We start from the raw sequence: 19,926 nt of genomic DNA, 5'->3' as shown, positions 1-19,926 counted from the left end.
GAGTCATTAGATTGAAACATTTTACCTTTAGACGGTTGTTTATCCTGGGAATTATTGTTGCGGCAATTATTTGTCTTATCCCAACCTTTTTCAACACCTGGCCCCATAAAAAGATCAATTTGGGTCTTGACCTCCAGGGAGGCATGCATCTGGTGTTGGAAGTCCAAAATGAGAAAGCAGTTGAAGCGGAGATTGAAAGGACCGTCCATGAACTAAAAAAAGAACTGAGGACCGAAGGCATTAAACACCTTGGCATCTCCCGGCAGAAAGATAATACCATTGAAGCCAAACTCCAGGGAGAGGAATCAAAAAAGGGATTTGAAAAAATCATTTCCGAACAATTTGCAAATCTTATAATCCCTTCACCCAAAACCGTTTCCGATGGGTTCAGTTTCATCTTAAGCCTGCCCGATGAAGAGAAGGACAGGATCAAGAAGATGGCAACCGAACAAGCCCTTGAAACCATTCGGAACAGAATTGATGAATTTGGTGTCAGTGAACCTGATATCCGGATGCAGGGCGACAATAGAATCCTTCTTCAATTGCCGGGTATCACTGACCCGAAAAGAGCCAAGGACCTTATTGGTAAAACCGCTCAGTTGACCTTCCAGATCGTTAATGACGACGCCGACGTGGCCAATGCCCTGAAGGGCAACCCTCCGGTTGGAAGCGAAGTCCTTTTTCAGAACAAACGGGACCCTTCCACAGGCGCTGTGACAAAGATACCGTTTTTAATCAAACAGCAGGTCCTTTTAGATGGCAGCCTTTTAATTGACGCCAGGATTGAGTTTGATCAATTCCAGCAACCCCAGATCGGTATCGAATTCAACCGGAAAGGGGCCAGAATATTTGATAGAATCACCGGAGAAAATGTTCAGAAACGATTGGCCATCGTTCTGGATAAAACCGTTTATTCAGCGCCCGTGATCCAGGATCGGATTGCAGGGGGCAAGGCCAGAATCACCGGCAGGTTTACCACAGAAGAAGCCAAGGACCTTGCCATTGCATTAAGGGCAGGTTCCCTTCCGGCTCCTGTTAAAATCATCGAAGAGAGGACCGTTGGACCAACGTTAGGGGCTGATTCCGTTCGAATGGGACTTTTGTCCATGGTGGCAGGTGGAGCGCTGATCATCTTGTTCATGATGGTTTACTACAAAGGCGCCGGCCTTATTGCCGATCTTGCCCTGGTTGTGAATATTGTTCTCATTGGGGGGGGGCTTGCAGCTTTCGGTGCCACCCTCACCCTTCCGGGAATCGCTGGTATTATTCTCACCATTGGCATGGCTGTTGATGCAAATGTCATTATTTATGAACGGATCAGAGAGGAACTTCGCTCCGGAAAAACTGCCCTTGCGGCCGTACATGCCGGATTTGAAAGGGCCACCTTGACCATCTTAGATGCCAATGTGACCACATTGATTGCCGCCATTGTTCTGTTTCAATTTGGTACCGGCCCCATCAGAGGGTTTGCCTTAACATTGGGCTTTGGTATTGTTGCCAGTCTCTTCACAGCCCTGATGCTGTCTAAAAGCATTTTTGATTTGCTATTGCGCAATAAAAAGACATCAACACTCAGTATATAAAGGAATTTAAAAATAATGCAGCTTATCAAGTCTGATATAAACATAGACTTTCTGGGGAAACAAAAGATCGCATATGCGTTCTCCTTGATACTCATCATTGTCTGTATCGGGTCTCTTATTATTCATAAGGGACCCAATTACGGAATTGATTTTGTGGGGGGAACCCTTGTCCAGATCAAATTTTCACAAAAGGTGGCCGTTTCCGATATCCGGAACGGATTGTCCGGTATAGGCCTCAAGGATACCTCTGTCCAGGGATTCGGTCAAATTGAGGATAATGAATACCTTATCCGAACCAGCAGCTCTGAAGCAATGGCCGATAACCTTTCAGAAATTATTGCCAAGGGTATTGAAGCTACCACCGGTACTTTACCGGAAATACGCCGGGTAGAGATGGTGGGCCCCCAGGTGGGCAAGGATCTTAAGAATAAAGCCCTTCTGGCAATTTTTTATTCTTTGCTTTTTATCACCATCTATATTTCCGGTCGGTTTGAACTTAAATGGATGCTTTCCGGTGTTACAGCTGGTGCATTGATGGCAGCGGTTTATTTTTTGTCCATCTTTAATGTGAGCATGCCCTTTTTAATTGGTGCGGCTTTGGTGGTAACCCTGGGAGTATTCTGGACCCTAAAGCTTAAATATGCCATGGGTGCCATTGTGGCCCTGATCCATGATGTTTTAATAACCGTGGGAATTTTTTCCATTTTAAATCTGGATTTTTCCCTTCCGATTATTGCCGCTCTTTTGACCATTATCGGTTATTCCCTGAATGATACGATCATTGTATTTGACAGAATCAGGGAAAATGTAAAGGGAGCTGAAGCCAAAGAAGCCTTGCCCCAATTGTTTAACAAAAGTATCAATGAAACCTTGTCACGGACAATTTTGACCTCGCTTACAACCCTTATTGTTCTTTTGGCACTCTTTTTCCTTGGAGGAGAGATTATCCATAACTTTGCATTTGCCATGATTATCGGTGTGGTTATCGGTACCTATTCATCTGTTTTCGTTGCAAGTCCCGTTGTTCTTGCAGCCCATACAAAAGGATAAGACAAGAGGTTGCATGATGGTGTCCATAAAAAATTTTATCTTTAAAAGTTGTCTTTTTTTCTTGTGCTGTTTTACCTTGTTCGCCTGCAGCTCCTTTGATTTTTTTAAAAAAGGGCCGGATCTCGGGGAACAGGGGGAATCGCTTCACGTGAATACAGAGGAAAAGAAAGACACGCCTGACGCGTTGAAACAAGAAGTAGAACATACGGATCAGAGGGTTTCAGCCCTTGAAGATGAAATTTTAGTGTTGGGAAAAAAAGTGGCCGGCCTTGAACATCAGCTGTCCGCTCAAAAACCGGTTGTTTACCAGGTCGCCTATACCGCGCCTGCACAATTATACCAAAAGGCCCGAAATCTTCTGCTGGAAGGTGATTCGGCCCATGCAGCACAATTATTTGAAACCTTTGTGGCCCAGCATCCAGACCACAGTCTGGCCGATAACGCCATGTATTGGCTGGGAGAGTGCCACTATTCTTCCGGCCAGTACACCAAGGCTGTAACCGTATTTAAAAAACTGGTTAAAGCCTATCCAAAGGCAGAAAAGGTACCGGATGCCCTGTTGAAAACAGGGTATTCCTATCTGTCCATGGATGATACAAACAGGGCCCATCGCTATCTAAAATTGGTTCTGACCCAATACCCTTTTTCACCCGCTGCTGAAAAGGCCCAGGAAAAATTAAAAGAATTTGAGTGATTTAATCAAAAATGGATCTTTTTTCAGACAAAAATCTGCCATGGTTTATTTTAAAGGAGATTCCCGATCTTGGGAACCGAATTTATAAACGCCTGATCCATCGGTTTTTAGCGCCTGAAAATGTTTTGACGGCACCCAAATGTGAATTAGAAAAGGTCAGTGGTATATCTATTCGGGCGATCAAAGGAATCCAGGGATATCAAAAGTATCTGTCCTTGGCCCAGGCAGAACTGGATCAGATTTATTCCAACAAAATCAAGATTGTAACCCTGACGGATCCTTCCTACCCACCCCTGCTCAAGAAAATTATCGATCCGCCTCCCTATTTAACCTATGTGGGGTCCCTGGATACAAGTGCTCCCTGTATTTCGATTGTCGGGTCAAGGAATGCCACCGCTTACGGATTGAACACGGCAGAACACCTGGCCGCTTGCCTGGCGTCCACTGGTTTTCAGGTGGTGAGCGGATTGGCCCTGGGGATCGATACGGCTGCCCATCGTGGCGCCCTGAAGGTAAAGGGTAAAACCGTTGCGATTCTGGGTTCCGGTCTGAATCGAATCTACCCCAAAGAAAACAGGTCACTTTTCTCCATCATCAAAGACTCTGGCACCATCATGTCTGAATTTAAAATTAATACACGTCCATTTCCCTATAATTTCCCCATCAGAAACCGCGTCATAGCAGGTCTTTCCACAGGCACCCTTGTGGTTGAAGCGGAACAAAGAAGTGGTTCTCTTATCACTGCCCGGCTGGCAGGAGAATATAACAGGGAAGTTTTTGCCGTCCCGGGAAGTATTCGCTCAACCAAAAGCCGTGGTACCCATTCTTTGTTGAAACAAGGCGCTAAGCTTGTTGAAAACGAAATGGATATGATAGATGAGCTTTACCAGTTTATCCATGTACATCCTAAGTCCCAGTACCGTCCTCAATCACACCCTCGGCACCGGGTGCCGCCCGGGACAAAGACAGCGGCACCTGAAAAAAACACAGAAAAAAAATCTCCTTTCATGGACAAAGAACAGGGATTGGTATATAAACATCTCGATCCATATCCCAAACATATTGATAAGATTATCGAATCAGCCCGGATGGACAGCGGTCTTGTCACCGCCAACCTGCTTGATCTTGAACTTAAGGGTCTGGTACAGCGACATCCTGGTAATTATTATTCACTTTCGGAGGAATAAAATTGGCAAAACCGCTCATTATTGTTGAGTCCCCAACCAAAATTAAAACCCTTACAAAATATATCGGTAAAGACTATAATGTAGCTGCCAGTGCCGGCCATATCCGAGATCTTCCCGTTAAAAATCTTGGCATCGATGTTGAGGATAATTTTAAAGCAGAATATGTTAATATCACCAACAAAGCCAAGGTGATTGCCACCCTTAAGAAAATTGCCAAGGGAGCTGATGAAGTTTATCTTGCACCTGACCCTGACCGTGAAGGAGAAGCTATTGCCTTTCATATCATGGACATCCTCAAGAAAAAGGGCCGGGTCTTTCATCGGGTACTCATCCATGAGCTGACCAAAAAAGGAATCACCGAAGCCCTTGAAAACCAATTGATTCCCGATGCAGATAAATATGATGCCCAGCAGGCAAGAAGAAAACTGGACCGACTGGTGGGGTATCAGATTTCTCCGCTTTTGTGGCAAAAAGTACAACGGGGCTTAAGTGCCGGGCGGGTTCAATCGGTTACGGTTAAAATTATCTGTGACCGGGAACGGGAAATTAGAATATTTGACCCCGAAGAATATTGGACCATTACAGCAGATCTTCTGGCCCAGGACCCGCCGGCCTTTAATGCAGCCCTGGTTAAAATTAACGACAAAAAAGCCAAGGTAACCAATGAAAAACAGGCCAAAGATATCCTGGCAGATCTCGAGAACGCCAGTTTTGTTGTTGACCAGATAAAAAAGAAAACCATTAAGCGCAATCCCCAGCCCCCATTTATTACCAGTAAACTTCAGCAGGATGCCATTAACCGGCTAAGGTTTTCGGCTAAAAAAACCATGGTGGTGGCCCAGCAACTCTATGAAGGGGTAAACATCGGTACGGACGGACCTGAAGGATTGATTACCTATATGCGTACCGACTCCATCCGTATTGCACCAGAGGCTGCAAATGAAGCCCTGGAACTCATTGCCAGGGATTATGGCAAAGAGTATGCACTTGACCAGCCCCGGGTTTTCAAAAACAAGAACAAGGTCCAGGATGCCCATGAGGCAATCCGGCCCACCTCGGTATTCAATACGCCTCAAAAGATAGCCTCTTTTTTAAACGAGGACCAGTTTAAGCTCTACGATCTTATATGGAAACGATTTGTTGCCTCCCAGATGACCCAGTCCCAAATTGATCAAAAATCCATTATGATCAAAGCCGCTGATGCCTATATTTTTTCTGTGAGCGGTTCCACGGTTCGATTTCCCGGATTCATGGCATTGTATACCACCGATGAAAAAACAACGGACAAAGATATCCAGGCACTGCCCATGGTCGAAGAAGGGACACAGCTTGAAACAAAAAAAATAACCCCCCTGCAGCATTTTACAAAACCCCCTCCAAGGTTTTCAGAAGCATCCCTTGTCAAGGAGCTTGAAAAAAATGGTATCGGAAGGCCCAGTACCTATGCCTCCATTTTAAGTGTCATCCGAGACAAAGGGTACGTGGACCTGGAAAAACGGTATTTTATTCCCAGTGAATTGGGATTTATTGTAAATGATCTTTTGGTGGCCTCTTTTCCCACCCTTCTGGATATATCATTCACCGCCCAGATGGAAAACAATCTGGACGATGTGGAGAGCGGAAAGCTCAATGAGGTTGAACTTTTAACCGCATTTTATGATGGGTTTAAAAAAACCCTGGATGATGCCAGTGAAAATATGATCAGCGTCAAAGGGGTTGGGGTTCCGACGGGTATCCAATGCCCTTTGTGCGGCAAAGACGTCAATATTAAAATTGGCAAAAATGGCCATTTTCTCGCCTGCACCGGATATCCGGAGTGTTCTTTCACCAGCAATTATACCCGGGATGAACGAGGCGTTATTTCCATCGTTGAAAAATTTGAAGACGATACCCCGGTGAAGGATTGCCCGAAATGCAAAAAACCCATGATTCAAAAGGAAGGGCGTTTTGGATTGTTTCTTGCCTGTACCGGCTACCCGGAATGCAAGCACACAGAGTCGGTGGGCGGAGAAAATTCCGGCAAGGATACCGGGGTCAAGTGCTTTGAACCCGGGTGTGAAGGAACCATAGTTGAGAAAAAATCCAAAAGAGGAAAAGTTTTTTACGGTTGCTCCAAATACCCTGACTGTGGCTTTGCCTCCTGGGACAAACCCGTGGATAAACGCTGTCCTGAGTGTGGTTCTGTTTTCCTGGTTGAAAAAGAAAATAAACGAGAGGGCAAATTTTTAAAATGTCCCAACAAAGAATGCAAACATAAAGAAAAAATGATCCAGGATACTAAACCTGAGGATACCAAATCTGAGGATACCAAATCTGAGGATACTACGTCTGAATAGGGGCTAAAAAAACTTATTCCTTCGGACGGGACCAGGTTTGCAGCGCTTCAAATACCAGGTCCCGTTTAATGGGTTTGGTCAGAAAATCGTCCATTCCGGCCCCAAGGCATTTTTGTTTAAAGTCATCGAATACATTTGCGGTGAGCGCCAGGATAGGCACCCTTGTTCCGGGCGCAGACTGCATCTCGTGGGACCGTATTTGCCGGGTGGCTTCAATTCCATCCATTACCGGCATGTTGATGTCCATGAGTATGAGATCAATCCCTTCCCGGGTGTTCTTGAACACTTCAAGGGCCTCTTTACCATTCCCCGCAATTATAACCGTATATCCCGCCTTTGACAGCATGAGTTGTGTCATTTTCTGGTTGACCGGATTATCTTCAACCAGGAGGATGGACACGGCATGTTTTTGATTTTCAGCCAGGGAATGAATGGTGAGTAATTCACTTGATTCCTGGTTATTTTTTTTGCCGGGAAGACAGATCATTCCCATGACATAGGCTGCCATTTCCAATAGGGTTTGTTTTCGGAACGGTTTTGATAAAAAACCTTTAAATCCTGCTGATTTGAACCCCTTTACAATCCCTGGAAAGGGAACGGAGCAGGCAATCCATCCAAAAGGAAAATCTTGGGGCGATAGGGTTCCCATGATGGCCCCAAAATCTGGAGAGTTTGGTTTTATTGACTTTCCAAAATCGATAATTCCTAGATCAAAACGTTGACCGGCCGGAGTGGCTAAAAACAAGGGAAGCCTGTCCCAGGATTCTTGATGCACCGACATGCCCGCTCGCAACAACTCATGGTTCAAAAGGTCAAAGGTTTCCTGGGTGGTAGTGGTGACAAGCACCTTTTTTCCTTTCAATCCTACCGGCCTAACCCGATCCCGTTTTCTGATTTTCCCCTTGGCCAGGCTGGCCGTAAAATAAAAAGTCGACCCCTTGGATTTTTGGGATTCCACCCATAAATCACCCCCCATGCGGCGGGCTATATTTTTACTGATGGCAAGTCCGAGACCTGTTCCCCCATACCGGTTGGTAATATCCTCTTCCGACTGGATAAAAGGTTTAAAAATAACGTCCAATTCATCTGAAGAGATACCGATGCCTGTATCGGTAACACTGGTTAAAAGCATAACCGTTTTTGAATCTGTTTTTGAATCTGTTTTTGAATCTGTTTGTGCGACTGTTTCTTTTGCGACTATTTCTTTTGCATCTAGGGCCAGGGTAATCGCTCCTTTGTGGGTAAATTTGACGGCATTTCCCAAAAGGTTCAACAATACCTGGCGAAACCTGTGGGGATCTCCTTTGACCATTGCCGGAACCCGATGGGAAATGGAACAGCCCAACTCAACCATTGATTCATCCACCTGGGGTCTGACCACATCAATGGTTTCAAAACACAGGACTTCGGGATCAAATTCAATGGTTTCCAGGGAAAGATTGCCCGATTCCACCTTGGAAAAATCCAGGATATCATTGACAACCGACAGGAGGGTATCGCAGGAAAGCCTGGCATTTTTTAAAAAGGAGGTTTGTTCCGCATTTAAAGGGGTATCTTGCAGCATATCCGTATACCCCACGATCCCGTTCAAGGGGGTTCTGATCTCATGGCTCATGGCGGCTAAAAAAAATGTTTTGGCCCGGGAGGCTTCTTTAGCCTCCCCGGCCAGATGATTTGCCCTTTCAATGGCAGTGCACAATTGCTGGTTGGTCTGTTTCAGATTGAACAGGGTGGTTTTTTCCCTGGCAATCCGAGAAATTTTTGCAAGGGTGGAACTGATATTAAAGGGTTTGGTCATATAATCAGAGGCCCCGGCATCCATAATATCCGCATAGGAATAATCCGCTGCATACCCGGTCATGATAATAAAATCAATATCAGGAAATAAGGATGTAACCGTTTTGAGCAAAGCGATTCCATCCATCCCCGGCATGGAAATATCAGAGATAACCAGATCATAAAACGACGTTTCCCGGGCCGTGATCATCTCCAAAGCCGTGGTTGCATCCAGGGCTTGATCACAGATATACCCGGCCCGGGTAAGGGCCTTGGTCAAAAGTAATCTGAGACTGCTTTCATCATCAACCACCAGAATTCTTTGTATGGAAGAATCGGGTTGTATGGAAGAAACGGGTTCTATCGGCTTATTCATTCACCCTTTCAACATATTCCCGGGTTCTTGTATCAATTTTCACCATCTGTCCCTGGTCAACAAAAGGGGGAACCTGAACTTCAAATCCTGTTTCAAGGGTGGCGGGTTTTGTACTTCCAGTTGCCGTATCTCCTTTTGCCCAGGGCTCTGCAATGGTCACCACAAGATTGACAAAGATGGGAAGGGTTACCCCAATGGGCTGACTATTATGCAGCAGAACCGTACAAACGGTGTTGTCTTTTAATAGATCAACGGCATCCCCGAGCTGCTCTTTGCTTAAAAAAATCTGTTCATAATTGGAGGTGTGCATAAAACAATAGGCATCCTTGTCTGAATACAGGTATTCCATTTCCTGTTCTTCAAGGTCTGCTTTCTCAAACTTGTCACCGGACCTGTAGGTACGTTCAAAAAGGTTGCCCGTGATCATATTTTTGAGTTTACACTTATATAGGGATTGACCCTTACCTGGTTTTTTGAACTCAAACCCGACAACGACGTAGGGATCTCCGTCAATTTCAAATTTCAGGCCTTTTCTTAAATCACTGGCTAGATACATCAATCACTCCTGGTTTAATATAAATTATTCAAACATACTCAGGTTACAATTTTCTTTACGAATTCTCCCTAATAGATCACAATAACGGTTTCTTGGCAAGATCCAGATAAAAACAACTTGCTTTTTTATCCATATTATAGGAAATATTAGGATTTAAATATAAAAGCCATTTAGGATATACTTATGATAATCGTTATTGATTTTGGGTCACAATTCAATCAGCTGATTGCCCGGCGCGTCAGGGAAAACGGGGTTTATTGCCAGGTTGAGCCTGCCGGTATTTCCATTGAAAGAATAAAGGAAATGAATCCTGTGGGAATTATCCTTTCAGGGGGACCCTCTTCCATCTATGAAGCGGACAGCCCCTCCATTGACGCTGCTATTTTTGCCTTAGGCGTCCCTGTATTGGGTATCTGTTACGGAATGCACTTAATGGTCCATGCCCTGGGCGGTACCATTAAGCGGGCTGAAAAAAGAGAATACGGATTTGCGGAGTTAATTGTGCGAGAGGAAAAACCGCTTTTCTCAGACATGGAACCAAGATTCCAATGCTGGATGAGCCATGGGGATTCCGCCAAGGAACTGCCCGAAGGATTTGTGGTAACAGCCTCCACAGAAAATACCGATATTGCGGCCATTGCAAACCATGACAAAAAGTTTTACGGACTTCAACTTCATCCGGAAGTTGAGCATTCGGTCAATGGATCTTTGATGATCCGCCACTTTTTATTTGATGTCTGCGGGTGTGAAAAAAATTGGACAATGAAATCATTTTCCGATGGGGCCATTGCCCAGATAAAGAGTGCTGTTGGAGATAAAAAGGTAATCATGGGTCTTTCCGGCGGTGTGGATTCATCGGTTGCCGCGACCCTGATTCACAAGGCAATTGGGAAAAACCTTTATTGCATATTTGTGGATAACGGGCTGTTGCGGCACAATGAACGAGAAACGCTTGAACAAAGCCTGACCGTCCTGGATATGAACATCAAATTTGTGGATGCAAGACAGATGTTTTTGACCGCCTTAAAAGATGTTACCGACCCTGAAACAAAACGTAAAATCATTGGGAATCTCTTTATTGAGGTCTTTGATGCAGAGTCTAAAAAAATTGACGGGGCCGAATTTCTCGGCCAGGGAACCTTGTATCCGGATATCATTGAGTCCAAATCCGCTTTTGGGGGTCCCACTTCCATTATTAAATCCCACCATAATGTGGGGGGGCTTCCCGAAAAAATGAAACTAAAACTCATTGAGCCCTTGCAGCTTCTCTTTAAGGATGAGGTAAGAAAACTTGGGTTGGAACTGGGTATCAATGAGGAGTTGATCTGGCGGCAACCCTTTCCCGGGCCCGGACTTGCCATTCGGATCATGGGCGCTATTACAGAAGAGCGGCTGGATATCCTTAGAAAAGCCGATACAATCCTTTTGGAAGAAATCCGGGCAGCCGGTTTCTACAGAAAACTCTGGCAGTCCTTTGCCGTGCTGTTGCCCATTAAAAGCGTTGGGGTCATGGGAGATAAAAGAACCTTTGGCAATTGTATTGCCATTCGTGCGGTCACCAGCAACGATGCCATGACAGCGGACTGGGCAAAGTTACCCCATGATCTATTGGGGAAGATATCCAATAGAATCAGCAATGAGGTTGATAATATTAACCGGGTTGTCCTTGATATTACGTCCAAACCACCGGGTACCATTGAATGGGAATAGAAAGCTATAAACAGGATAAAATTTGCAATGGATAACCTTAAAGACTTTAAAATTGACCCTTTAAATATTTCCGACACAGATGATGAAAAAAGCTTACAATCTTCAGAATACCACCAGGAAATCAATACCCTGAAGATTGAAAAATTATCCAACAGGGTCACCATCATTTCGATAATTATTCCCTGTCTGATCTGCGCCATTCTCGCATTTATTTACCTGGATATGAAAGAGCGGGTTGTGGATGTGGATGAAACCAAAAAGATCCAGGTTGAAAAGCTGGCCCGGCAGATAGAAGAAAAATTAAATTCCTTTGATCTACGGATTGCTAAAAACAAGTTTGATTTTGATCAGCAATTGCCCCTGCTGGCCAAAAAGGAAGAGGCCCTGGAAAATCAGGTGGCCAAAATGTCTGTTTCAAAAGCAAATGCTAAAACCATAAAAGCTGATATGGCTGCCCTGGATAAAAAAATTAAAAAAAATGCCGGGCAAAACAAGAAAACCCTTGCTGTCACGGAAGCCATCAATCTGAAGATGCTGGCTGCCATTAAGGACAACAATACCCGATTTGAAGAGAAAACCAGCCAAATCAAGCAAGACATCACCCTTTTTACGGAAGAATTTGATGCAAGACTATTGGAACTTTCCGCCTATGAAGAACAAATCGGGCAGCTAAGAAAAACCACCAGCCTTATTGATAAACGCCTAAAAGGGATGGAACTGGACGGGCTTTCAAAAAACGAGCTGGATAAACGGTTCAGCAAGGTTCAACAGGAATTTAAAACGCTGATTCAGGATTTGGATAAAAAACTGGAACAAAATAGATCCGCTGCCCCGCCGACTGTTAAACGAGTGAAAAATCCTCTGGAAAAAAAGAAGGTTTCGGATAGTAAACCGGTTCCCCAGCTTGATACAGGCAACCTCAATTCAGGGACTATATCAGAAGAAACCTTAACCGAATAGGAGATGATTAACGGGGTCAGGCTTGCGTTGTTGCGCTTTTAACAAAAGCGCAACAACGCAAGCCTGACCCCGTCCCATGGAAAACGCCTTGAAAACCCAAGGGAATTAAGATATATTGTTTTTTCCCATGGGTAGCCAATTAAAAAGGAATAAACATGTCCAAACAACATCCTGAATGCCCGCTATATAATCACGCCACCTGCAAAGAACTGCACAATCCCAAATTATGTGCCATTATCCGGGAAGACAAAATCTGCTTAAAAAAGCAACAAAAGACAAAAAAAGAGATAGACGAACCCAGTCAGGTGATCAGCGAATCAACAGTCTGTCACCCGGATGAATAACCTTTTTAAATGAAAAATTATTTAACCGCAACAGGGAAGCCAGGGTCATCTCGTATTGTTGCGCAATACGGATAAGGCTTTCACCAGGTTGGACCACATGAAATTTTCTTGTATATTTTTGGGAACTTTCTGATAAGAGTTTAACAAACCTTTCCTTAAACCCCTTCTCTTTACCCTCTGGAATCAAGAGGGTAATTTTTCCGGAATCAAGATGGTATCCTCTGATTTCAGGATTCATGTCTTTGATGGTTTTAAAGGGGATACGGGCTGCCTGGGCAATCATTATAATGGGAATTTCAGTGTTTAAATTAAAATTTATCTTTGAAAAACGAAACTCTGGATACAGATCAGATGCTTTCAAGAAGAATCCATATTTTTCAGGCTGTTCCAAGATCATTTTAACAGCAATAATTTTAAATACATACTGCTGGGTTTCCAAGGGAAGGTAAAGGGAAAAAAAATCCCTGGTTTCCTGAATATCAATTTGGGTATTTAATCCAAATTCTCCCATATTATAGGCAGCCAGGGCCAGCAGATATGAGCCGAATTCTGTCTTCAATTTTTTAAGGTAAAAACTTGCAGCCTGGGTTGATTTAAAAATATTCCTTCGTTCATCAATGGTGTCATCAATTTTTAATCCATATCGTTTGCCCGTATCTTTTAAAAACTGCCAATACCCAATGGCCCCTTTTGAAGATCCGCTGTGGGGCCTCAGGGCACTTTCGACAACAGGAACATATTTTAAATCCAGGGGCAAATTTTCCTGTTTCAAAATTTTTTCAATTATGGGGAAATACCGGGCAGAGCGCTTCATCCACAGGATTACCTGGGGGCGGTTATGAACGGCTAAAAGGATTTCTTTTTCAAGGCGCTGCCGGATTCCCAAAATTTCATGGGGAATATTGATTTCGCAAAACTTTATCTCTTGGGTAAATTGAATGCTGTCCATCAAAGAGGGCATCGTATTTGATAGGCGCTCACCCTGCCTCCCCTCTTGGCAACTTCCGGGAAGAGCTTCGGCAACACATAAAAGTACAATAACAATTATTAAACCGGGCCGTATCATACAGACTCCTGATTTCTCAAATAACCAACGGAGCATTGTGTTTGCCTATCCCATATAATCCATCAGCTGACCCGTTGTCCGGCGAAGTCTCTGGCTCATAAGCTTGGAAATTTTCCACAACAATTGAACACCGAGCTTAGGGTCCTCTTCGGTCAATTTGATCAAGGCTTTTTCTTCAATGAAAAAAATAATGGTCTCTTCTGCGGCAATACCGGTTGCAGATCTTGGCTCACCATCAATGAGGGCCATTTCTCCAAAGGTCTGGGAACTTTTCATCGTACCGATCCTGCTGTTTCCCTTGATAATCTCTATGGAACCTTTGACAATGATACCAAGGCTTCGTTCATTCGCCCCTTCTTTAAAAACAATTGCACCTTGCTTGGCCCTGATCGGTTCAATATACTGACAAATTTTACATATATGTTTCCAGGAAAATTCACTGGCCCATCTGGTCTTTTCAAGCACCTGGGCATATTTTGCATACCGTTCAAGATCAAGTTTTCGATTTGTTTTTTCCGGCATCATTTTCCTTTGAATCAAGGTGTATGCCTGTAATTTTAAGGATTTCGCCCAGGATTGTCAATGATGATGTCAGATAAAAAAGATCTATTTTATTCTCTGATGATGAATTCATCTAATTTTTGAAAAAGTTCATCCGGCCATTGGTCAGCGGTTAAAAAAAGTTGTTTTTCTTCCGGAGAAAGGCAGTCCCGAATTGCGGGAGGCAAGCTGTCAAACGCCTTTTGTCTTTCCTTTTGTGCTTTTTTGTCCATAATTGTTTTTTATCCTATTTGTGTAAACGAACCCGTTTTATAAAGCAATATATATAGGAAAAATCAAAGAAGGTAAACTGATTTGGATTATGCGTTAATAAAAAAGAAATAATAATACATTGACACACCTATTTATGAAACCATATTATGAAATATTTTTTTATAGATTTTATTATCGGAGAACTAAGGAGAAAGCAATGCTGGGTTACCTGCGTGAGAATACCGGAAATTGGATTATTAAGATTTTTCTTTTTATCATTGTCATTGTGTTTGTTTTTCTAGGGGTGGGATCAATGAGTTCCAAGAGAGACAACAGCGTTGCCACTGTCGATGACGAGCCTATCACCATCAATGAATTTCAGGATGCCTATAAATTAATGGTTGATCGGATGAGAGAAAGATTCGGAGAGAGCCTGAATGATGATCTTTTAAAAGCATTGAATGTCAAGCAACAGGCACTCAACACCCTCATCGAACAAAAACTTGTGGCAAATGAGGCCGAGCGACTCAAGATTATTGTTTCCGATAAAGAGCTGACCCAAGCGCTGATGACCATAAAAGCATTTCAAAAAGATGGCGCCTTTAACCTTGAACAATACAAAAAGGTATTGGGTTTTAATTCCTTAAATCCAGAAATCTTTGAAGTTCGCCAACGTGCTGCCATGAAAGAACGCAAGGTCAGGGACATGATTTTGAGCGGAATTACCGTTTCAGATGCGGAAGCGAAAAGCTGGTATATTTTCCAAAATACAGCCATGGCGATTAATTATATTAAAGTTGATCCAGCATCATTTACAGATGTCACCCCCACCGAGACACAAATAAAACAACAATATGAAGCGAACCCAGACCTGTATAAATCAAACCCCAAAAAAAAGGCCGCCTATTTAAAATTTTCTCCCGAAGATCACACGGCCGAAGTGGCGGTATCCGAGGATCAGGTCAAAGAGTTTTATGAAAAAAACATTGATCGGTTCAAGGTTCCCCAAAAAGTTGAAGCCAGCCACATTCTGATCAAAGTGGATGAGGATGCAGATGAGGCTGCCGTGGAAACTGCCAGAAAAGAGGCGGATAAAATTTATGAACTGGCTGTCAAAGATAAAGATTTTGCAGGATTAGCCAAAAAGTTTTCCCAGGGTCCTTCAAAAAGCAGTGGTGGATATCTTGGCGTATTTGAAAAACAGAATATGGTAAAACCATTTGGGGATAAGGCTTTTTCCATGAAGACAGGAGAAGTCAGTGAACCTGTTCGCACCATATTTGGGTGGCATATCATAAAATTGATGGCAAAATTTGATGCTTCCGTCAAACCCATTGACCAGGTCAAGGATACAATAAGTTCTGAATTAATGGCCCAGGAACTGCAAAATTTGGCCTATTATCAGGCCGGGGAAGCCCTTGATTCCATTATTGATGGAGACGACTTTGAACAGGTTGCCATGATTACCAAAAGAAAAGTGATGACCACACCCTTTTTTACACAAAATGGTGACGGCCTTAACTTTGAAGATAGTGCCGGGTTTGCCCAGGCCGCGTTTAGTCAGACCAATGATGACATCAGCGAGGTCAAACAACTGGGCGCCAGTTATTATCTCATTAAAGTCGTTGAAACAATTGAACCTGAAGTCCAGCCCCTGGAAATAGTAAAAAAAAGCATCGTTCTGACCCTGACTTCAAAACTCCAGAAAGAAGCCGCTAAAAAAGCAGCCCAGGCCCTGGCCGAAAAAGCCAAAGCCGCAGGTTCCATTGAGCAACTGGCAAAGGAAAACAAACTGACCGCTTTATCCACAGACCTGTTCACGCGCAACCAGCCGGTAGAAGGGATTGGAAGTGCACCGGAATTGGTTAAAACAGCCTTTGCCCTGGATAGTAAAAATCCCATTCACCCAGGGGTATTGGAGGTGGATCAAAACTTTTATATTATCGGGTTTAAGGAAAAACAGGTACCCGAAGATGCCAAGATTATGGAAACCCTGGACAAAACAAAAGAACAGGTCGCCTATATGAAACAGGGACAAAACTTTTTGTCCTGGATTGAAGAACTTAAAACCAAGACCGACATCCATATTAATTCTAAATATTTAAATTAAGGACAGCTCTCGTATGAAACGCAATGCCATTGGTAGCCATATGGGTATCATCACTGTTATGTTAATTGGGACGCTCATGTTTTCATGCGCACCCAAACACCCGGAATTTTTTGCCACCAATGGCGTTGAAAAGGATCCTGCCCTGGTACATGGGGTTTTGCCCAATGGATTCCAGTATGTACTCATGAAAAACACTAGTCCAAAAGACCGGGTCAGTGTTCACTTAAATGTATTTGCCGGATCCGTCAATGAAACCGATGAAGAACAGGGAGTTGCCCACTTTCTTGAGCACATGCTCTTTAACGGTTCAGACCATTTCAAACCAGGAGAGCTCATAGAATATTTCCAATCCATTGGCATGGACTTTGGGGCAGACGCCAATGCCAGTACCTCTTTTTTTCACACCACCTACGATTTGACCCTTCCAAAGGGAGACACGAAAACCCTTGAAGATGCCTTTTTGGTTATACGAGACTATGCCAGTGGAGCCCTGCTGTTGGAAGAGGAAATCGACAGGGAGCGAGGGATCATACTGGCCGAAAAAAGAGAACGGGACTCTGTCTCCTATCGGACCTTTAAACGAGAATTGGCATTTGAACTGCCTGGATCCCTTGTAAATCAACGATTACCCATTGGACTGACCTCTGTCATCAAGGCAGCCGACAAAAAGCTTTTAAAAGGGTTTTATGACCATTGGTACCGGCCGGATAACATGGCCCTGGTCATTGTCGGAGATATGGACATTAACGAGACAGAAGAGCTGATTAACGAGAGGTTTTCAAGCTTACGGCCCCGGGGAAAAAGTGCGGGTGAACCCGGGGATATCTCCTGGCAAGCCCAAAAAGGAGTTTTGGCTTTTCACCATTATGAATCAGAAGCCGGAAATACAGAAGTTACCATTGAAAGGATTTGCCATACCCCCTTTGAATCTGAAACCCTGGAAGAATTAAAGGAAAAGGTTCTGGAAAAATTGGGCAACGCCATTTTGCAAAATCGTTTATCAAGCATGATCAGAAAAGAATCTGCGAGCTTTTCATCTGCTTCAATCTATTCAGCTACCTTTTTACAAAACATTTCCATGGCTGCCCTTAAGGCCTCGTGTGAGCCTGACAAATGGGAACGCTGCCTTGGCCAGCTTGAACGATCCCTCAGACAAGCTTTAGAAAACGGTTTTCTTCCCCTGGAGCTTGCCAGGGTCAAGTCAGATTTTATTGCAAGCCTTGACACCGATGTTCTCCAGGCGGATACCCGAAAAAGTTCCCAACTGGCCCGCTCTGTTTTAGGGGCCATGAACCAGAAACGCTTATTTTTGTCCCCCCTGCAAAAACAGGCGTTTCTAAAACCCTATATCCAGAGATTGACCCTTATACAAGTGAATCAGGCATTCAAAAAATTATGGGTCAACGACCAGAGACTGATCCTGGTCTCGGGCAATGCAAAGATCACTGAAAACAAGGATTTATCCGCAACGGATCAGATCCTGAATCTCTACGAAAAATCGGCTGCCCAGCCCATCGACTCATTTAAACGGTTTGAGACAAAATCCTTTCCATACCTTGACTTCCCCGCACCCACGGCAACACTCCTGAAAAAACGAGAGGATGTAAAGGGATCGGGTATCACCCAGATTGACTTATCAAACAATATCCGTTTAAATCTCAAACGAACTGAATTCAAAAGTGGGGAATTTTTATTCAAGGTAATTTTCGGCAAGGGCGCTTCATCAGAACCTGCTGACATGCCTGGATTATCCTCCCTTGCAGAATCCACCGTTCGGCTGAGCGGATTTGAGTCCATGGATCCGGACCAACTCGAAGATGCCCTGGCAGGAAAAGATGTGAACATTGGGTTCAGCATCAAGGACCCTTATTTTGCAGTGGCCGGGTCGGCAGATCCCAAACAAGCAGAACTTATTTTCCAGCTCATTTATACCTACCTGAAAGATCCGGGATTCAGGCCCCAGGCGCTTGCCCTTTCTAAAACCCGATACAAGCAAATGTATGATGCGTTGAAAAGCACCCCGGACGGTATCATGCAGATACAGGGCAACCGTTTTCTGGCCAAAGGGGATCCAAGATTCGGGCTTTTGCCCCCGGAAAGAATCGACCAAATCACCTTGGAAGATATTCAAACCTGGCTCAAACCCAGTTTTGAAAAATCTCCCATTGAAGTCTCTATTATCGGAGATTTTGACCCGGCGATAATGACCCAATATGCAACCACCTATCTGGGTGCCTTAGAGACACGGATAAGCCCCACAGAATCCAACAAGACACCCCAGACTATTTCATTTCCAAAGGGTGAGACCCTTACCCTTAACCTTGATACAAAAATCAACAAGGGCATGGTCCAAATCGCTTTTTTAACCGATGACTTTTGGGATATCACAAAAACACGAAAATTATCCCTGCTGGCAAAAGTTTTTAGTGAACGCCTCAGAAAAACAATCCGAGAAGAACTCGGGGCATCCTATTCCCCTTACGTATATAACAACCCATCCCTTGTTTACGATGGCTATGGGGTTATGCATGTGGTGGTCAATGTACTGCCAGACACCGCTGATATTATTTCTAAGAAAGTGGATAAAATTGCCAGGGAATTGGGCGTGGGAATTACAAAAAAAGAAGTCGCGTTGGTTAAAAAACCGCTTTTAAACCAGCTTGCCGTACTCAGGCAGACCAACGGTTATTGGCTGAATTCGGTATTGACCAATTCATGGAATCACCCGGAAAGACTGGACTGGGCCAACACAATAATATCGGGATATTCAGCCATCACCCATGAAGATTTGACAACTTTGGCCCAACAATACTTAAACGTCAATGAAGATGCGCTGATTATTATTGCACCAGGAATGGAATAAATGGGATAGGCAAATAAGGCCCAAAACAAAAGGAATAATCCTTTTTCACACAGGAAGTGTGAGGGTCTCTATATTTTATTATTTCGTTAGTTTTTCTACCTGTTCAGACACATTATTTCTCAGGTAATAGTCCAGGTCAAACAGCTGTTTAAAACTTAAATCCGTAAATTGAACATGTCGCTTTCTAACCTTCATGGAACTAAAAGAGGGGGTATTTGTAATCTCGTAATCTGAAACAGTCTTAAAGGGCAGATCTCCTACATAGTAGCCCATACTGCTCAGGAAGACCGCCTCCTCCGGGGTACCCTCGGATTCTTTACCATCATCGGTTGTATCAATATATTTAAATGAAAGACCGCCCATACTGATATCAATGATTTGACCAAGTTTGTGGGAATTAGGACTGATTGCCGCATAGGCTCCATCAACGGCCTTATATCGTTTGTTTCTTCGTCTTTCAATTGTGCGTTTTCTGCCAACCATAAGAACAATTCCTTTGAATCCTGGTTATATCAATAATATCACAAAATAGCCTTGCATGTTTTATGCCATTTTCTGCTTT

General features: G+C 43.8%; 16 protein-coding genes. 10 read left to right on the top strand and 6 right to left on the bottom strand.

What is annotated here, in order from left to right; translation table 11 throughout:
• Positions 1–11 precede the first annotated feature (11 nt).
• From secD to topA, 5 genes are read left to right on the top strand one after another with little or no spacing between them, the layout of a single operon-like run.
• Complete coding sequence (gene secD, locus ACZ45G_RS10960; RefSeq protein ID WP_464177976.1) at positions 12–1,583, top strand: protein translocase subunit SecD; 1,572 nt, start codon at positions 12–14, stop codon at positions 1,581–1,583.
• A 15-nt stretch (positions 1,584–1,598) separates the two neighbouring features.
• Positions 1,599–2,633, top strand: a complete 1,035-nt coding sequence (gene secF / locus ACZ45G_RS10955; RefSeq protein ID WP_464177974.1) for a protein translocase subunit SecF — start codon at positions 1,599–1,601, stop codon at positions 2,631–2,633.
• Positions 2,634–2,646: 13 nt separating this feature from the next.
• Entirely contained in the window at positions 2,647–3,327 is a 681-nt protein-coding gene (ybgF, locus tag ACZ45G_RS10950; RefSeq protein ID WP_464177971.1) for a tol-pal system protein YbgF, read from the top strand.
• An 11-nt stretch (positions 3,328–3,338) separates the two neighbouring features.
• Positions 3,339–4,514, top strand: a complete 1,176-nt coding sequence (gene dprA / locus ACZ45G_RS10945; protein ID WP_464177969.1) for a DNA-processing protein DprA — start codon at positions 3,339–3,341, stop codon at positions 4,512–4,514.
• 2 nt (positions 4,515–4,516) lie between these two features.
• Positions 4,517–6,850 (top strand): type I DNA topoisomerase, encoded by a 2,334-nt coding sequence (gene topA / locus ACZ45G_RS10940; protein ID WP_464177967.1) that lies wholly within the window; start codon positions 4,517–4,519, stop codon positions 6,848–6,850.
• 13 nt (positions 6,851–6,863) lie between these two features.
• On the opposite strand, the gene ACZ45G_RS10935 is transcribed toward topA, so the two are convergent.
• Complete coding sequence (locus ACZ45G_RS10935; RefSeq protein WP_464177965.1) at positions 6,864–9,002, bottom strand: response regulator; 2,139 nt, start codon at positions 9,000–9,002, stop codon at positions 6,864–6,866.
• On the bottom strand, positions 8,995–9,558 hold the full coding sequence (gene efp, locus ACZ45G_RS10930; RefSeq protein WP_464177963.1) for an elongation factor P: 564 nt from the start codon (positions 9,556–9,558) through the stop codon (positions 8,995–8,997). Before efp ends, ACZ45G_RS10935 begins: the two co-directional genes overlap by 8 nt.
• Positions 9,559–9,741: 183 nt before the next feature.
• Here efp and guaA point away from each other — a divergent pair, with 183 nt between their 5' ends.
• The 3 genes from guaA (at position 9,742) to ACZ45G_RS10915 (ending at position 12,572) form a co-directional block, all read left to right on the top strand.
• Entirely contained in the window at positions 9,742–11,268 is a 1,527-nt protein-coding gene (gene guaA / locus ACZ45G_RS10925; RefSeq protein WP_464177961.1) for a glutamine-hydrolyzing GMP synthase, read from the top strand.
• 27 nt (positions 11,269–11,295) lie between these two features.
• Positions 11,296–12,228 carry a hypothetical protein gene (locus tag ACZ45G_RS10920; protein WP_464177959.1) on the top strand — a complete coding sequence of 311 codons (933 nt, stop codon included), beginning with the start codon at positions 11,296–11,298 and terminating at the stop codon, positions 12,226–12,228.
• Positions 12,229–12,383: 155 nt separating this feature from the next.
• On the top strand, positions 12,384–12,572 hold the full coding sequence (locus tag ACZ45G_RS10915; protein ID WP_464177957.1) for a hypothetical protein: 189 nt from the start codon (positions 12,384–12,386) through the stop codon (positions 12,570–12,572).
• On the opposite strand, the gene ACZ45G_RS10910 is transcribed toward ACZ45G_RS10915, so the two are convergent.
• From ACZ45G_RS10910 to ACZ45G_RS10900, 3 genes are all read right to left on the bottom strand, one after another.
• On the bottom strand, positions 12,538–13,638 hold the full coding sequence (locus ACZ45G_RS10910) for a lytic transglycosylase domain-containing protein (RefSeq protein ID WP_464177955.1): 1,101 nt from the start codon (positions 13,636–13,638) through the stop codon (positions 12,538–12,540). The genes ACZ45G_RS10915 and ACZ45G_RS10910 overlap by 35 nt on opposite strands.
• Before the next feature lie 45 nt (positions 13,639–13,683).
• A complete protein-coding gene (locus ACZ45G_RS10905) occupies positions 13,684–14,163 on the bottom strand; it encodes a cyclic nucleotide-binding domain-containing protein (protein WP_464177953.1) in 480 nt (159 codons plus the stop codon).
• Between the two features lie 86 nt (positions 14,164–14,249).
• Positions 14,250–14,411 (bottom strand): hypothetical protein, encoded by a 162-nt coding sequence (locus ACZ45G_RS10900; RefSeq protein WP_464177951.1) that lies wholly within the window; start codon positions 14,409–14,411, stop codon positions 14,250–14,252.
• Positions 14,412–14,608: 197 nt separating this feature from the next.
• Here ACZ45G_RS10900 and ACZ45G_RS10895 point away from each other — a divergent pair, with 197 nt between their 5' ends.
• Together ACZ45G_RS10895 and ACZ45G_RS10890 are read left to right on the top strand one after the other, a co-directional pair.
• Entirely contained in the window at positions 14,609–16,501 is a 1,893-nt protein-coding gene (locus ACZ45G_RS10895; protein WP_464177949.1) for a peptidylprolyl isomerase, read from the top strand.
• 13 nt (positions 16,502–16,514) lie between these two features.
• Positions 16,515–19,364, top strand: coding sequence for a M16 family metallopeptidase (locus ACZ45G_RS10890; protein WP_464177947.1), 2,850 nt, complete (start codon positions 16,515–16,517; stop codon positions 19,362–19,364).
• Between the two features lie 78 nt (positions 19,365–19,442).
• On the opposite strand, the gene ACZ45G_RS10885 is transcribed toward ACZ45G_RS10890, so the two are convergent.
• Positions 19,443–19,847 carry a PilZ domain-containing protein gene (locus ACZ45G_RS10885; protein ID WP_464177945.1) on the bottom strand — a complete coding sequence of 135 codons (405 nt, stop codon included), beginning with the start codon at positions 19,845–19,847 and terminating at the stop codon, positions 19,443–19,445.
• Positions 19,848–19,926 lie beyond the last annotated feature (79 nt).

Source organism: Desulfoconvexum algidum (assembly GCF_055382125.1).
The sequence above is the reverse complement of the archived record's forward strand: the minus strand, read 5'-3'. Positions and strand labels throughout refer to the sequence as shown.

Coding starts and splice junctions, on each gene's coding strand:
- secF (WP_464177974.1), top strand. CDS start 1,599: ATGCAGCTTATCAAGTCTGATATAAACATAGACTTTCTGGGGAAACAA.
- ybgF (WP_464177971.1), top strand. CDS start 2,647: ATGATGGTGTCCATAAAAAATTTTATCTTTAAAAGTTGTCTTTTTTTC.
- dprA (WP_464177969.1), top strand. CDS start 3,339: ATGGATCTTTTTTCAGACAAAAATCTGCCATGGTTTATTTTAAAGGAG.
- ACZ45G_RS10935 (WP_464177965.1), bottom strand. CDS start 9,002: ATGAATAAGCCGATAGAACCCGTTTCTTCCATACAACCCGATTCTTCC.
- efp (WP_464177963.1), bottom strand. CDS start 9,558: ATGTATCTAGCCAGTGATTTAAGAAAAGGCCTGAAATTTGAAATTGAC.
- guaA (WP_464177961.1), top strand. CDS start 9,742: ATGATAATCGTTATTGATTTTGGGTCACAATTCAATCAGCTGATTGCC.
- ACZ45G_RS10920 (WP_464177959.1), top strand. CDS start 11,296: ATGGATAACCTTAAAGACTTTAAAATTGACCCTTTAAATATTTCCGAC.
- ACZ45G_RS10915 (WP_464177957.1), top strand. CDS start 12,384: ATGTCCAAACAACATCCTGAATGCCCGCTATATAATCACGCCACCTGC.
- ACZ45G_RS10910 (WP_464177955.1), bottom strand. CDS start 13,638: ATGATACGGCCCGGTTTAATAATTGTTATTGTACTTTTATGTGTTGCC.
- ACZ45G_RS10905 (WP_464177953.1), bottom strand. CDS start 14,163: ATGATGCCGGAAAAAACAAATCGAAAACTTGATCTTGAACGGTATGCA.
- ACZ45G_RS10900 (WP_464177951.1), bottom strand. CDS start 14,411: ATGGACAAAAAAGCACAAAAGGAAAGACAAAAGGCGTTTGACAGCTTG.
- ACZ45G_RS10895 (WP_464177949.1), top strand. CDS start 14,609: ATGCTGGGTTACCTGCGTGAGAATACCGGAAATTGGATTATTAAGATT.
- ACZ45G_RS10890 (WP_464177947.1), top strand. CDS start 16,515: ATGAAACGCAATGCCATTGGTAGCCATATGGGTATCATCACTGTTATG.
- ACZ45G_RS10885 (WP_464177945.1), bottom strand. CDS start 19,847: ATGGTTGGCAGAAAACGCACAATTGAAAGACGAAGAAACAAACGATAT.